Consider the following 14384-nt stretch of genomic DNA (forward strand, 5'->3'; position numbering starts at 1 on the left):
CGACGTGCGACCGGCCACTCCGCGGGAGGTGGCGGTCCCGTTCCCCGCGAGGAGGGGCCCACCCCGATGACCAAGACTACGCAACACCCCTGGCCGCGAAGGTACCGCGTTCGCAGTATCTGGACGCCTGCGCTGGCAGGGCGACACGCCCCGGTGCCTGCCGCGATCGTGGGACCGCCCCAGCCGTGGGGCCACACGGTAATAGAAAGGACGTTGATGAGCAGCGGAACCTTCCGCGAGACACTCGCGGCGGCCGTCGCGTTCCCGAGAGCCTGCCGAACTCCGGCCCGCCGACGCTCCGGCAGGGCCCTCGAGGCGTTGCCCGCTACAGGTCGTCCTCCGTCTCCGCGCCGGGCATCAGGGGGTCGTTCGCTGCTCGTTGAGGATCTGTTCCAGGCGTCTTCGGATGTGGGGGTTCGCGGTCCGGTCGAGTTCGTGCTTCAGGGCGGTGAGGAGCTGGTTGGCGGTGGACGGGGCCCGTTCGTCGAGCAGGCGGACGGCATGGACGGCGCCTTCGATGCAGCCCGTGGCGTGGTCGGCCTTCATGATCCTCCTGCGTACCCTGTCGACGACTTCGCGCTGGCTGCTGTACTGCGCGATGTAGCGGGCGGCGAGGTACTGGCCGAAGGGGTCCCTCACCAGGGTCCAGCGGGGCTCGGTGCCGGAGGCAGTGGTCGGTGCCGGACGGACGGGGAAGTCCGACTCGGAGAACAGAGCCAGCAGTTCGTCGGTGAGCCAGAAGCCGTACCTGTCGGGGACGGTGTGGCGCAGCGCCCGGCCCAGAGCTGCGGTGAAGTCATGACCGGTCATGTCGGGACCGCCGCCGGGCCGGATGACGAACTGGTAGGCCAGGCGGCACACGATCTGGCCGAGCTCCTCCGGCCCGATGGCGGAGCGGGAAATACCCCGGTACAGCTCACGGCCGCCGAACAGCAGGGTGTAGGTGCTGTCGTACAGGTCGACCAGCCGGTGCGGGAGATGGCCTTGGCGCTCGTAGACGGCGGCCATCTGGGTCAGGAGTAGCGGGTTGGTGACCAGGGACATCATCTCGGGGGAGGAGATGACTTCGGTGAGCAGCCGTTCGGCGTCGGGCGGGGGCATGTGGGTGGCGCGCGCCCACCGGGAGAGCTAGGTGCGGATGTCGCCCGTCGCGAACGCGTCGATCGTGTGCGGGGCGAATCCGTGCGCCGAGGCTGCCACGTTGTTGGGTAGGTGGCTGATGGCGTCGCGGCGTGCTGCAGTTCGGTTCCGGGCTGTGCTCAGGCAGCGTGGCGAGGCCGGCGACGCCGGTGATCTGCTCCCACATTGCAAAGCGGATGCTCATCTCGGCTCGGTGGGCTGCAGCGGTCATCAGGTGTCGGCGGGGCCGGAGGTGGGGCGAGATACCGCTGAACGCGGACGGGAACCGCTGGGCCCCGCCCGCGGAGCGGAAGCCCTTCATCGCCCGTTCACGCTGTCTGGTGGGCTGGTGGCTGTTCTCGGCTCGGTTGTTGAGGTACTTCGACTGACGGTGCTCGACGGAGGGCATGACCTCGCGGTGGGCGGCGCCGTAGGAGCGGAGATTGTCGGGGACGATCACCAGCGGCACCGCGTGCGTCTTCCTCATCAGGAGGCGGAAGAACCGCCTGGCCGCACCCTTGTCGCGTCGGTTCTGGACCAGGATGTCCAGGACGTTGCCGTCCTGGTCGACGGCCCGCCACAGGTGCTTCTGTTCTCCATTGATCTTGATGAAGACCTCGTCCAGGTGCCATTTGTCACCCGGCCGGGGCTGCCGTCGGCGCAGCGCGCCCGAGTACCGCTGCCCGAACTTGGCACACCGGCGGCGCACCGTCTCGTACGAGACGACGATCCCGCGCTTGAGCATCAGCTCCTCGACCTCGCGGAACGACAGCGGGAAGCGGAAGTACAGCCACACGCAGTGGGAGATGACCTCGACCGGGTACCGGTGCCCCTTGTACGACGGCGACACGGTCCCCACGGCCAGCCCCCTCCAGCACGATCAACCAGAAGATCATCCCACCCGGCTGACCAACGTGACATCGCCGCGCCGGCAGCTCACCCCCGACAGCAGCACCCCCCCGGCGCCTTCCCCACACCCCGGTTGAGAATCTGCGGGGTAGCGACAACGACATTGCAGGACGACAACCGAGCCGTATCCTCCGGCTCCTCGACCTCGGCAGCACGGCCGTCAGCTCCTTGACTGCAGGGTGCTCTGCCCCTGCTGCTGGAAGGGCCGGTGCGAGCAGGGCGGCCGCGCGCCGGCCCAGGGCGTGGGCACCGTCCAACGCCGGGTCCAGAGCGATAACGTCCTGCTGAAATGCCTCCAGCCATTCGGGTGTGGTGCAGATGCTGACCAGCAGGGGGATGAACTCTTCCCAGGCATCCGCGGATGGCGGCGGCTGATGAAGTCGGTGCAGTCCAGGTAATAGCGCGTGCGCGGACTGCGCGCACGGACTGCGAGGATGTGCTGCAGTGCGGGATCACGCAGGCCGGCCCGCAACGCCAAACGCAGTGGCAGCGCCGATTCCTCCCGCTCCGCCGCCCACAGCAGGAATCAGCAGGGTCTGTGAAACGACAGATGCGCCGAGTGGGCTGCCACTCGGCGCATCAGATCATCGTGCCTCAAGGAGGGCGCCGCGGTGGTTACCGGCATGTGAGCATCAATGTGGAGACCAGGGTGACAACGGCCAGCAGCGGCCCAGCGGGAAGGACTGCTGCCGTGAACCCATGACGGGCTGCCTCCCAGGCGTTGTCGCCCGCCTTGTGACTGATCCAGGCGACCACGAGACCGGTGATGAGGCCGAGCAGCAGCACGAGCACGATCCAGGGCAGTACGCCCAGAATACGGTCCGCGGCAGAGACGGAGTGGCACGAGGTGGTCGCGGCTGCGAGCAGGTTGAGCATCGCTGTCCTTCCAGAACATATAGGGGGCACGTCGCCGGGTGGCGACGTGCCCCCTACCTCGCCATTTCTTGTTCCGTCCGGCTCCGTTGAACAACTGCGTCGTTAAGGATGCGCAGGTCACGCGCCTTGCCTGTTCTGTCCGACCGGATCCGGCCGGACAGCCGGGAACGGTGCGGTAGAAAGAGACAGGGCCAAGAGAAGGAGTGTTGGCAGTGTCGGAACACGGAACGGATTTCGCTGCCGCATTGAAGTCGTTGCACGTACTGGCCGGCCGGCCCACCTACACACAAGTGCACCGAGCTACCAAGGTGGCGACGTCCACACTCTCGGACTGGATGACCCGCAAGGCCGTCCCCGACAAGCCCGAACTCCTCGTCTCGGTCGTCCGCTTCCTGCGTATGCGGGTGGTAACCCAGAAACTGGACGCCCGCTTCACTCCCGAACAGGCCGCCCGCTTCGCCCAGCTGACAGAAGCTCACCTCGAACAGCAACGAGCCGCTGCAGCCCTGCCGGGCGCTGGAACCCTGGAGCGCCTACGCCGTCTGACCGTGCAAGCAGTCGACGACCTCAGGCTGGTCGTGGAGCCGAACGAGCGTTTCCGTCGCGGCGTTCGCCTGGAGGACCTGTATGTGCGCCGGGACATTGAGCACCTGGTGCTGGAAGCCGTGCCAGACCGGTGCGCGCAGCTGATCGCAGGCCAGCCGGGGTCGGGTAAATCCAGTGTGCTGTGGAATCTGCAGCGCACCCTGGCCCAACAGCCGCAATTCGAAGCCCTGTTCGTGAAAGCCACGTACTTGCTGGACGGTCTGCGGCCGGGCACTGCGGACCTGCCCACCGCCGTGACCGTTCCACAGATCGAGGAGGCCACGCGCTACTGCGCGGCGAACGGCCGAACGCCCGTGCTGTTGGTCGACACGCTCGACCTGTTGGTGCACAGCGAGCCAGGACGCCATGCGGTAGCGAACCTGCTGAAAGCGATGCAGCGCGCCCAGGTAGCCGTGGTCATGTCCTGCAGGCCAGGCGAGGCCGCGCAACTGCCCTTCGACGACGACGCCGACGATTTGGCCGACTTGGAGCTGCCGCTGCCGCCCTCCGGCCCGTGCACCGGACCCGACGGATACCTCAGGGCCCAGCTGAAGTTGGATTGGTACAGCCCTCAGGAACGCAAAGAAGCCATCGCACGTCACAGTCAGGCCTTCTGCCCTGACCGCCTCTACGGCAACGGGGCCACGGCTCGTCTGGAGGAAGACATCGCAGAAGCCGTCTACCGAGGACTGCCCCTGGCAGAGGTCTGCAACAACCCGCTCTACCTGCGTCTGCTGTTCGACATCTACGCCCCCGATCCGCCTGTGAAGAACCTCGATGTCACCTCGCTGTTCACCGCGCTACGCCGCCGACGCCTAATTCGCGACGTGCGAGCCGGACAGGGACAGACGTCCCAACGCCCGCAGGCCGCACGCAACCTGGAAGCGACAGCGCGGGCCCTGGCCCGCTACATGCTTGCCGCCAACACCCTGGAAGTGGACCTCGAGGACGAAGGGCACCACCTTGAAGCGCTACTGCCAGATTTGAGCTGGGAAGAGATCTGCGCCGACGTGGACGAGCTCAGACGCCGCGGCCTGGTGGCAGCGATTCCCCACACATCCTCCATCCGTTTCTTCCACCAGACCTTCTTCGAGTACATGGTCGCCGACTACCTGTGGGCAAGCCGCCGCAGCCAGGAACTGGTCGACCGTCTCGTGCAGCACCCGGACGATCTCGTGCTGGCCGCAGTCGCGGGGCAGCTCGTGCCACGGCTGGCTCCTGGAGCAGCCGACGCCCTGCTGGCCCCGCTGCTGCACCATGACCGGCTGGCTGCGACCGGTATCGAGTTCTACGCGATGCTGCGCGCGCCCGGCAAGGTGAGCACCACAGCCCGCACCGTCCTGCACTCCCTCCCCTCGGAGACCCTCAAGCGATTTCTGAAAGTGCTCCCTGCCCACCGCCACCGACGCGCAGAACGCTGGCGCGGCGACCTGGAAACGGTATGGAAGATCACCGGTGCAGACGGCTACCGGGGAGCCAAGCCAGTGCGGCTGCAGATGTTCGAGACCCTCCGACGCCTCCTGCCCCAACACCCCGACACCACCATCGACTTCCTCGACACAGCCGAGCGCCTGAAGTGGCTGATCGACCTGCCCGACGACGAACTGGCAGCGCACAAGGACACCGTCCTCGATCTACTGCGCGCAGCCTTCGTCTACGACACGGACAAGGCCCTGGAATGGCTGGCCGACGTCTGCCGGAAGATGATCGCCGCAGGGAAGTACGAAGTCGCCGCCGATGCCGTCCGGGCGGCCGCGCACGAGGCCCGCCGCGCCCGGGACCCGCACACACGTGCGCAACAGTGGGGTGCCGCCCTCGACCGCTTCCAAAAACTTCTGGAACACCGGGAACCGGGCAGCAAAAAGAGCCTCTACCTTGAACCAGTGGAACAGGCCGTCGGTACTCTCTGGGCCGCCCACCACACCCGACTGCCTCACGACGACCTTCTCGCCGCCGTATTCAGCGTGCTCGCGACGGACCTCACCCACTCCCTGCAGCGGGCACGCCTCCACGGAACGTCCATCGCCTCCCAGCAGCTCAACGACCGAGCCGCTCAGAGGGTGATCAGTAAACTGATCGACCTGCCGACAGCCGCCGCCCAGACGGCCGCCAAGGACCACGTCCTGGTCCCCGCCCTGCGCAACTGCGGAACCAGCCCCTTCGAGCAGCACCTACGCGCCGCATGCCGCAACGCCCTGAGCCAGCTGCCCGCACCGGCATACGAGGAGGGACGCCAGCGACGCACACCCGCCTCCTGGTTCGCAGACGCCCTTGCCGCCGCACAACCTCCCCTCGAGATCCTTCGCCAGCTGCTGCCCGAGAATGCGTCCCCACGGGTCTGGCTCGACCGCAACGGCCTAGCCCGACTCGTGGTCCCAGCTGTCGCGGCCGGCCACGAAACCGCCCAGCACGCCCTCGAACAATGGTCCTCCGATGCGGAAACCCGCGCCGAACCAGCGACAGCCGCGGCACAGGGCTCCATCAGGAAGCCCTTCACCGACATGGTCGGCGACCACCCGCAACTCCTGCGCTACCTGGTCGCCGAAGCAGCGCTCCTGAGCAAGACGTCTTTGCTGACCACGGCCATCGAAATCATCGGGAGGAGCGACCGTCAGCCCTCCACGGCCGACACGCGGCGCCTGAAAAGGCTCACAGACGCACTCTGTGAAAGCACAGACAAGGGCCGCAGGCGAGAAGGCTATCGTCTGCGGCGCGCACTGATCGATCATGCAAACTGGGCGCCCCCATCCCCTGCCGAACTACTGGGCATCCTGACCGCAACCCACCCCGGGCAGCCCCTGCACACAGCCGTTGTGGAGACGGCGATCTCAGCAGCACGATCCGGGCACTGGACGTACCCGAAGACCCGCCCACTCCTTGAACACCTCACCCACCTCTCCTCTCCACACCTACAAAACGGTGGCCGAAACAAGAGCGTCCACCTCATCCACCATGCTGTAGCCAGCATCTGGGGACGCCTCGGACCAATCGACACACCAGAGGAACAAGACCTGGCTCTGCAGACCACACTCGCCCTCGTCCTGCCAGAAGACGGCTCCATGCAGACCTACAACAGCGACGACGTACGAGAACTGGGACGACTCCTCCAACGCATGACCGCAGCCGCACCTACCAAGGCAGCGCAGGGCCTGCAGACCATGTCGACGCGCCTTCGCTCCTACACAGCGCAGAACGACAGCCGCACGAACGATCTCGCTGCGCGTCTCGTCACGCTCCTGGTAGAGCTGCTGGACAAACTCGGCCCCAGCGCGCGCCGACAACTCGTGACGGGTCTGGCCGGCGGCGAGGTGGCCCTGGCCCGCAAGACTGTGGAGATCTTCGCGCAAGCTCACGAGGTCTCCCTGACCACTCCTCCCACTTGGTTCCGCGATCTCGCACATTGCAAGGACCTACCCACCACTGTCCGGCACACGATCACTGCACGTCTGCGTATTCATGCCCGCATGCAATGCGGAGAGCTCTGGCCTGAGCTACAAGAGGACCCCACGCCCACCCCGGCAGCAGCCTGAGTCCACACTCCGCAAGCCCGCCGCATCTTCAGGCAACTGTGCAGCCCAGCCATCCGCTGAGGGTCTGTACGGTGAGCGGGTCTGTTCCGTAGTCGGTGGTGACGGAGGGTGTGGTCGGCCCAGGAGGATGCGGTGGCGGAGGAGGGGGAAGCTCGCGCGGCCGTACATCTGGCGCTTGATCAGCTTGGTTTTGTTGTTGACGCCTTCGGTGCCGCCGTTGTGGTGCGGCAGGGTGAGGGCGGCGTCGACTGCGGCGCGGTCCTTCTCGAGGCCCCGGGTGAAGGCATGCAGGTGGGGCAGGTCCTCGGCCTGGATCGAGGTGATCCAGGTGCTCAACAGGGCGGCGTTACCGTCGGCGGGATCCAGCAGTACGGCGAAGCGGTGGATGAGGTCGGCCAGAGCGGTCATCTCGTGGCAGGCGGTGCGGGCGGCCTCGATGCGTTCCCGCTGGTGGTCCTTGAGGCGGTCGGGGCGGGTAAGCAGATAGCGGGCGAGGCGCCGGGGCGAGAGTGCGGGCCGGTCGGCCTCGACGCGGCCCTGGTTGATGTAGCGGACGAGCAGGTTCGAGCTGCCGGTTTAGCCCCGTTCCCTGATCTCCTGGAGGAGATGGGTGACGGGGACGGCCGGGTTCTCCAGCTGGCGCCGGCGCAGGTGATCACGGTAAGGATCCACGAGGGTGGGCCGGTACTTTGGGGCGCGGATGAGGCGCTCGGGCTCGGCGACGCGGTCGTAGCGCTTGACGGTGTTGAGAGCCAGGTTCAGGCGGCGCGCGCACTCCAGAAGTCCGAATCCGCGCTCGCGCAGGGCGTGGACCTGCTGCCAACGCTCGCGGGTGGTGGCGGCCTGTCTCCCCTCGGCCGGGGGGGGCGGGCCCGTTTTCGCCCAGCAGGTGCTGTGGGCGGCGACTTCTTTACGGACGGCCTCGGCGAGGTTGTGCCACAGGTGCCAGCGGTCGCTGATCTGAACCGCGTCGGGCAGGGCTCGGCGGACCGCCTCGGCGTAGGTGGCCGATCCGTCCACACAGCCTCAATACCCGGATGTCCGCGCAGCCAGGCTTCCAAAGTGGCGGCTTCGCGGCCGGGCAGTACCTCGATTCGCTCACCGGTCTCGGCGTTGATGATGATCGTGGCGTAGCTGTGGCGGCGCCGCAGGGCGAAGTCGTCGACCCCGATCACCCGCGGGATCCGCACTTCCGGCAAGGGCACCCGCCGCAGCAGCCGCAGGGCGGAGGCGTACGACACGGGCACGGCCAGAGATCGGGCGAGTCGGGCGGACGCCCGGCCGCATAACTCCCTGACCAGCTCGGAGAGCTGGCCGGTCAGACGTGTGGTGCGGCGCTGATGGCGCTCCAGGAGCCCAGGGACCTGCTCTCGGAAGGACTGCCGCCTGCAGCCCAGGACCGGACAGACCAGCCGTCGTATCCTCACCCGGACCACGACCTGCCGGCCGTCGACCGGCACATCCCGCACCGTCCGGCGGTGATACCCGTGGACCCTCCCCGTCACCACGCCGCACACCGGACAGGGAACGGGAACATCCCGGGTCCGAGCCGAAACCCGGACTATCTCGCCACCGTCCGCCACATCCTCGATGACCAACGCCGACAACCCCGAAAAGACCGTTCGCACAAGCGTGTTCGCATCATCTTCCTGACGCGGTCGGCAAGACGGATACCGCGGTCCAGGGCGTTCGCCAGATCCGCCCGAAGCGAGGCCCGGCTGACGACCGGACCAGCGTCGTGGTCGCACGGTTCGGCGCCGGCCGCGAGGCACGGGCTATGGGGTGCTGCCGGTGCTGGTGATCTTCGGGCTGGGGGCTGGGCTCCCTGATGAGGGTTCAGCGGCTTTGATACCGCTGGTGAGGAAGGCGCCGATGGCGACGACGGCGGCCGCCGCGGTGATTGCGGCCAGCAGTCGCTCGCCTCTGGTCGCCGCGCTTCCGGTACCTGCGGTCGGCGTAATCCACTGGTAGACGCAGCAGCCGACGGCGAGCGCCATCGCCGCCACGAGGACGGTGCCGAGGTCAAGTGTCACGTTCATGGAGAAGTTCCCCCTTGGGTACGGGCATGTGCCTCTCGCATGCGGGCTGGAGCATGAGCGGTTCTTCAGCCCTTGCGTCGCGGGGTTGCAGCTCGGGCAGGACCGCATGAGTGGCGGGTTAGCCGCGCAACTCGCCCGCGCATGAGCGGGTCACATGGGAGCGATGTGGAACCTGGGCCTTACAGCAGCAAGATCGGGCCGGGTCAGGGCACCGGACGGACGGGGAGCAACTGCGCGGCGCGGCGGCGCTGTTCGGCACCGAGTCGCCTGGCCTTGCGCCGCACGCGTTCACCGAAGGCCTCCGGCTCGGCGGCGCCGGCGAACGCGGCGGCCTCCGTCCAGGTGCTGCCCTCGCCTTCGGCGTACGCGAACACCATCTGCCGTTCGTCCGGGGCGAGGGCGCGCAGGACGGTGTTGAGCCGTTCATCCTCGAACTCTCCGCCCGCCGCACGGGCGAGGAGGGCCATGTCGGCAGCCACCAGGTCGTGCAGCGAGAGCTCGTCCCCGAGGTCAGCGACCAAGCCATCGCCGCCTTGCCGATCACCCGCCACCGCTTCCACGGAGACTGGAACTACACCTTTCACCCCGCAGATCACCAACCGGCCCCAATCCTTCCCCCGCAACGCGGATGGCCAGCCGAGAGCTCTCACCCCCTCAGCCTCGATGACCTGCAGCACCCCGAGCTGACCGGCATGTCCCGCAAGCACCTCAGCGACCTGACCCACTCTTTGATCCCCAGGCTGGAAGAGCGCCGTGAGCAGGTCCGCCATGCAGCTCGCGGAGGACCACGCCGTGTCGCCCCGGGCACCGGCCGCAAACCCACACTCATTCCCGCCGACCAGATCCTGGTCACCATCCTCTACCTGCGGAAACACTCTCTTCAGGAGCTTCTCGGCCAGTTGTTCAACACCACCGCCATGACCATCAGCCGTGCAGTGAAAGATGTCCGCCCGCCACTGGAAGCCAACGGTGTCTGTCTCCCCGCCTCAACAGCCCGTTTCCACACGCCTGAAGACATCGCCAGATTCCTCGAGCCAGATAAGACCAAGATCAAACCGACGTGTTGATTACCGGCAGGCCCTTAGCCGGGCAACCCAGCTGAGGGGAGAGACGCCACAGGGAGGTGGTGGGGAGACTGGTCTGCGGATCGCGGCGGAGTCCGGGTCAGGCGGGCGGAAGACCGGGGCGCCGCTGCTCGGCGCGGCGGTGCTGTTCGGCGGCGAGTCGTTTGACCTTGCGCCGTACGCGCTCGCCGAAGGCCTCCGGCTCGGCGGCGCCGGCGAACGAGGCGGCCTCCGTCCAGGTGGTGCCCTCACCTTCGGCGTAGGCCAAGACGACCGCATGCTCGGCTGGGTCGAGCCCGCGCAGGACAGAGTGGAGCCGGTCGTCAGCGAAGACCCCACCCGTCGTGTGGGTCAGGTAAACGGCATCCGTGGCCACCAGGGCGTGCAGTGACAGCCCGCCGCCAAGGTCGGCGTCCAGGGACAGCACCCGGCCGTGCCGGGTGCGGCGCCGCCACACCGGTACCAGCTGCCGGTGCAGGGCGCGGGCTTCCGCCTTCAGCGCGCCCAGCGCAGTAGTCGGTAGACGCCCAGTCTGCCACAGTGGTTCACACCATGCGCCGACCAGAGCCGTGGAGACGGCCTCCCGCCACCGCTTGCTGCGAGGAACCATCAGCACCTCAGCGGCGATCCGGTCGATAGCGACATCTCGCGGGGCGCGGATGGGGTAGAGGCCCAGCGTTTGGGGCCACGAGCCGCACACAGCCCCGCGGAGCACCAGAGCCCGTTCAAGGTCCCGTGGACCAGCGGGCCTCTCGGCGGGCTTCACCCGTTCAAGGTGCGTCCGGTACGCCAGGCTGGTGCGGGCCTTGCGGCGACGCATGAATTCTTCTGTGGTTCTCCAGCGGATGCCGGTGGCGGTGTAAACGACATAATCCTGCAACTCTCCGGCCTTGCGTCCAGGGATGAGGGGATGCCAGTGATCGGTCAACGCGGGTTCCGGGAACGTGCGGCGGGTGGGCCTCGGCATTGTGCTGTACTCCTTCCTTGCCCGGTGTCTCCACTACTCCGTCTCAGGCAGGCGCTCCACCCGCCTCTGTGCAGTACGCCGGGTCTGTTCTGCTGCGAGCCGTTTAACCTTGTGCCGTACGCGTTCGCCGAAGGCGGCCGGGTCCGTGGCGCCGGATGCGGCCGCGGCCTCGGCCCAGGTGATGCCCGCACTTTCGGCGTATGCGAACATCACCCGCCGCTCGTCCTCGTTGAGACCGCGCAGCACGACGTTGAGCCGATCATCTTCGAACACGCCGGACGTCGTGTGGGTCAGCAGGTCGACGTCGGCGGCGACCAGGTCGTACAGCGACAGCCCGTCGCCGAGGTCGGCATCGAGTGACAGCACACGGCCGTGCCGGGTGCGCCGCCGCCAGATCGGAACCAGCTGCCGGTGCAAGGTACGGGCCTCTGCCCTCAGTTCCCCGAAGGCGGTGGGCGGCAGGTGCCCGTTCGCCATCAGCGGGTCGCACCAGCGGCCGAGTAGGGCGGTGGAGACAGCCTCCCTCCAGCGGGTGCTCTGTGGGAGCACCAGTTCCCGAGCCGCCAAAGTCAGGAGGGTGCCGCCCTGGGCGGGTACGACGATGCTCCTTCGGCATAGCATCGCCCAGAGCAGCGTGGAGGTGTGATGTACCGGACCGGTGACGAGCCTGCGGGAGGCCACACGGAGCCCGCCGTCCTCTCGCGCCCAGATGAGCGGTGCGTCGAGGTCATTGAGACGTACAGGGGCATCGTGTAGCGGGACGGCTACGGGTACTGCAGGCTCGCTATTGGGCTTCATCGCCACCCAGAACGTCGTCCCTGGCGAGTGTGCCGACGGGCGGTAGGCGGTCATGACATGCCCTCCCGCCGCTGCGCGAGGCGGCGTTGTTGTTCCGCGGCCTGTCGCTTGGCTTTGCGGCGGACGCGCTCGCCGAAGGCTTCGGGGTCGACAGCGCCGACGGCGGCCGCGGCTTCGGTCCAGGTGGTGCCCTCGCCCTCGGCGTAGGCGAACACCACCTGCCGCTCGATTGGGTCGAGGACGCGTAGAACGGCGTTGAGCCTGTCGTCTTCGTACGTCCCCCTCGTGGTGTGAGTGAGGAGGTCGACATCGGCGGCGACCGAGTCGTACAGCGACAGCCCGTCGCCGAGGTCGGCACCGAGTGACAGCACACGGCCGTGCCGGGTGCGCCGTCGCCAGATCGGAACCAGCTGCCGGTGCAGTCTCTGGGCTTCGGCCTTCAGCGCGCCGAGAGCTGTGGAGGGAAGGTAGCCGGCGTGCGCCAGGGGTTCACACCACTCCCCGACGAGCGCCGTCGTAACCGCCTCCCGCCACCGTTCGCTGCGCGGAAGAGTCAGGACCTCAGCAGCGATGTCATCCACATCGCCAGGAGATCTATCAAGGTTGATCACTGTGTTGCCGGTCAAGTGTTGGATCACTCCAGTTGCCCTGCCTCGCAGCCGCAACGTGCGTACAAGATCCGGCTCCGGACCAGCAGTTGAGAGAGGACCAGGCCCAGGACCTTGATCTCGGTGAGCCAAACGGACGCCGCCGTCGGCAGGAGTGGCTACGACGACTGCCATACCGAGCGGCGCTGCAGGGAGGGAGATGGGCACGAAGGTTCGGTAAGACGGCTGAGCTGGTATGGCCAGACGAGTGTTCACATCTGCTCCGTTCCTCACGCAGTGTCTTCCTCTCTCGGTCCCAAGAGGCGGGCGTACCGGCAATGAATCTTGAGCGGCTGCCTGTGACCCTGCTCACTCCGTTTCTCCCGAAGTTCGTCAGCGTTTGATGCGTCCGCGGACGGCAAGCACCACAAGGGCCAGGAGAACGGGTTCGAGAAGGCGCGAGGTCATCTCGATGTAGGTGCCGGCGGTGATGAAATCTTTGGTTTCGTGAGCGAGAGTGAGCAACGTTTGTCGACGGTTTTGGGCAGCACTTACTGATCAAGCGCCTCGGAAATGTCGATGAGAACTGACAACGCTCGGGCCTGACCGTTCCGCGACGCTGTGGGCGTTGGGTTCTGTTCAGCTGTGGGGGGTGGCTGATCGCACGACGGTCAGGCCGCAACGGTATGGCTCGTCGAGCTCGCCGTCGGGGAAGCTGCGAGCCAGCGCGGTGCGGTTCATGTCGAGGAGTTCAGCCCGCTCGATGGGGTCCATGACCGCGAAGTGCGAGTGCGTGCCGAGGTTGCTGATGTGCTCGTCGACGGTGATCCGGCGCGACCACGGGATCTCGCGGGTAGCGACGTGGACCGGGAACGGGGCGAACAGCTCAGCCACGGTTGCCGGGTAGTTGCGGGTGAAGGGCGCGAGTCGGGCATCCTCCGCCGCGACCCACGGGACGCGGACGTCGGCTTGGTTCCACCACAGGGCCAGCACGCCGTGCGGGCGTAACACGCGTAGTGCTTCGGGGACGGACTGGACCGGGTCGGTCCAGTGCCAGGCCTGGGCGTAGGTGATCACGTCGAAACTGTGGGCGGTAAAGGGCAGACGGTTCCCTTCGCCCCGGACCAGCGGGATCTCCGGCTCGGCCGCGCGCAGCTTGGCGGCCATACCGGCGCCCGGCTCCAGGGCTACGACGCGGGCGCCGCGTTCGCGCATCAGCCGGGTGGCGATGCCGGTGCCAGCTCCGCAGTCCAGCACGTCGGCGCCGGCCAGCGGTCGGCCGGCGAGTTCCTCAACGGCGTCGAAGAGGGCCGGCGGATAGTCCGGGCGGGCGGCAGCGTACTGCGTGGCAACGGTGTCGAAGGACAGGGCGCGGGCTTGGTTCGCGTGAGAGGCCATGCCCGTGATCTTTCCGGGTGCTGGGAGAAGTTGTCAGCACTGCACGGCGAGATCCGCGTTCAGCGCAAACAACTGACCGGGGCCTGACGAGAGGCTGTCACATCGGAGCTCGGGCCCACGATGAACATGATGCTGATTGAGGTCAGCCCGTGGCGGTGTCCTTGGCCTGGGCTGCCCTGGTGCTGGCGAGTCGGTAGGACTCGGTGCCGGTCTCGATGATGTTCCCGCCGAAGGTGAGGCGGTCGACGAATGGCCGCGTAGAGCCGCGGATCGGTGAACGTCCTGGTCCACCCGCCGAACGACTCGTTGGAGGCGATGGCGACGCTGTTCTTCTCCTCGCTGTCGGCGTACACACGATCGTCCCCGGTCGCGTACGAGTGAAAAGGGACGCTTGATGGTGCGGTGAATCGTGGTGCCCGGCACTGTGCTGCTTGTCCGGTGAAGGGTGGCGGAGGGCGGTGGCGCGGTGGTTTTGGATCCGCAGCGCTGGCTGGAACTGCGGCGGTTCCGTG

General features: G+C 67.3%; 9 protein-coding genes and 4 pseudogenes. 2 read left to right on the forward strand and 11 right to left on the reverse strand.

Annotated features, from left to right (window positions below; all coding sequences use genetic code 11):
* Nucleotides 1–357: 357 nt before the first annotated feature.
* The 3 genes and pseudogenes from ACZ9QC_RS42005 to ACZ9QC_RS42015 form a co-directional block, all read right to left on the reverse strand.
* Complete coding sequence (locus ACZ9QC_RS42005; protein WP_472922000.1) at nt 358–1101, reverse strand: hypothetical protein; 744 nt, start codon at nt 1099–1101, stop codon at nt 358–360.
* Nucleotides 1102–1270: 169 nt separating this feature from the next.
* Nucleotides 1271–1978: pseudogene (locus ACZ9QC_RS42010) on the reverse strand (IS6 family transposase); the annotation flags it as partial.
* A 665-nt stretch (nt 1979–2643) separates the two neighbouring features.
* Nucleotides 2644–2904: a hypothetical protein gene (locus ACZ9QC_RS42015; RefSeq protein ID WP_472917938.1), complete on the reverse strand. Its 261-nt coding sequence runs from the start codon at nt 2902–2904 to the stop codon at nt 2644–2646.
* A gap of 212 nt (nt 2905–3116) precedes the next feature.
* Here ACZ9QC_RS42015 and ACZ9QC_RS42020 point away from each other — a divergent pair, with 212 nt between their 5' ends.
* Complete coding sequence (locus tag ACZ9QC_RS42020) at nt 3117–7019, forward strand: hypothetical protein (RefSeq protein WP_472917939.1); 3903 nt, start codon at nt 3117–3119, stop codon at nt 7017–7019.
* A gap of 120 nt (nt 7020–7139) precedes the next feature.
* Here ACZ9QC_RS42020 and ACZ9QC_RS42025 read toward each other — a convergent pair.
* The 3 genes and pseudogenes from ACZ9QC_RS42025 to ACZ9QC_RS42035 form a co-directional block, all read right to left on the reverse strand.
* Nucleotides 7140–8647 (reverse strand): annotated as a pseudogene (locus ACZ9QC_RS42025) (ISL3 family transposase); the annotation flags it as partial.
* 147 nt (nt 8648–8794) lie between these two features.
* On the reverse strand, nt 8795–9058 hold the full coding sequence (locus tag ACZ9QC_RS42030; RefSeq protein WP_472917940.1) for a hypothetical protein: 264 nt from the start codon (nt 9056–9058) through the stop codon (nt 8795–8797).
* A gap of 203 nt (nt 9059–9261) precedes the next feature.
* Nucleotides 9262–9579: a hypothetical protein gene (locus tag ACZ9QC_RS42035; protein WP_472917941.1), complete on the reverse strand. Its 318-nt coding sequence runs from the start codon at nt 9577–9579 to the stop codon at nt 9262–9264.
* Here ACZ9QC_RS42035 and ACZ9QC_RS42040 point away from each other — a divergent pair.
* A pseudogene (locus tag ACZ9QC_RS42040) lies at nt 9568–10125 on the forward strand (helix-turn-helix domain-containing protein); the annotation flags it as partial. The gene ACZ9QC_RS42035 and the pseudogene ACZ9QC_RS42040 sit on opposite strands and share 12 nt — an antisense overlap.
* 97 nt (nt 10126–10222) lie before the next feature.
* Here ACZ9QC_RS42040 and ACZ9QC_RS42045 read toward each other — a convergent pair.
* From ACZ9QC_RS42045 to ACZ9QC_RS42065, 5 genes and pseudogenes are all read right to left on the reverse strand, one after another.
* Entirely contained in the window at nt 10223–11089 is an 867-nt protein-coding gene (locus ACZ9QC_RS42045; RefSeq protein ID WP_472917942.1) for a hypothetical protein, read from the reverse strand.
* Nucleotides 11090–11122: 33 nt separating this feature from the next.
* Nucleotides 11123–11941, reverse strand: a complete 819-nt coding sequence (locus ACZ9QC_RS42050; protein WP_472917943.1) for a hypothetical protein — start codon at nt 11939–11941, stop codon at nt 11123–11125.
* On the reverse strand, nt 11938–12513 hold the full coding sequence (locus ACZ9QC_RS42055; RefSeq protein ID WP_472917944.1) for a hypothetical protein: 576 nt from the start codon (nt 12511–12513) through the stop codon (nt 11938–11940). The genes ACZ9QC_RS42050 and ACZ9QC_RS42055 overlap by 4 nt, the downstream gene beginning before the upstream one ends.
* Before the next feature lie 600 nt (nt 12514–13113).
* Nucleotides 13114–13872 carry a class I SAM-dependent methyltransferase gene (locus ACZ9QC_RS42060; protein WP_472917945.1) on the reverse strand — a complete coding sequence of 253 codons (759 nt, stop codon included), beginning with the start codon at nt 13870–13872 and terminating at the stop codon, nt 13114–13116.
* Nucleotides 13873–14014: 142 nt separating this feature from the next.
* Nucleotides 14015–14216 (reverse strand): annotated as a pseudogene (locus ACZ9QC_RS42065) (ATP-binding protein); the annotation flags it as partial.
* Between the last annotated feature and the right edge of the window lie 168 nt (nt 14217–14384).

The sequence above is a fragment of the Streptomyces sp. HUAS MS02 genome, from assembly GCF_055702265.1.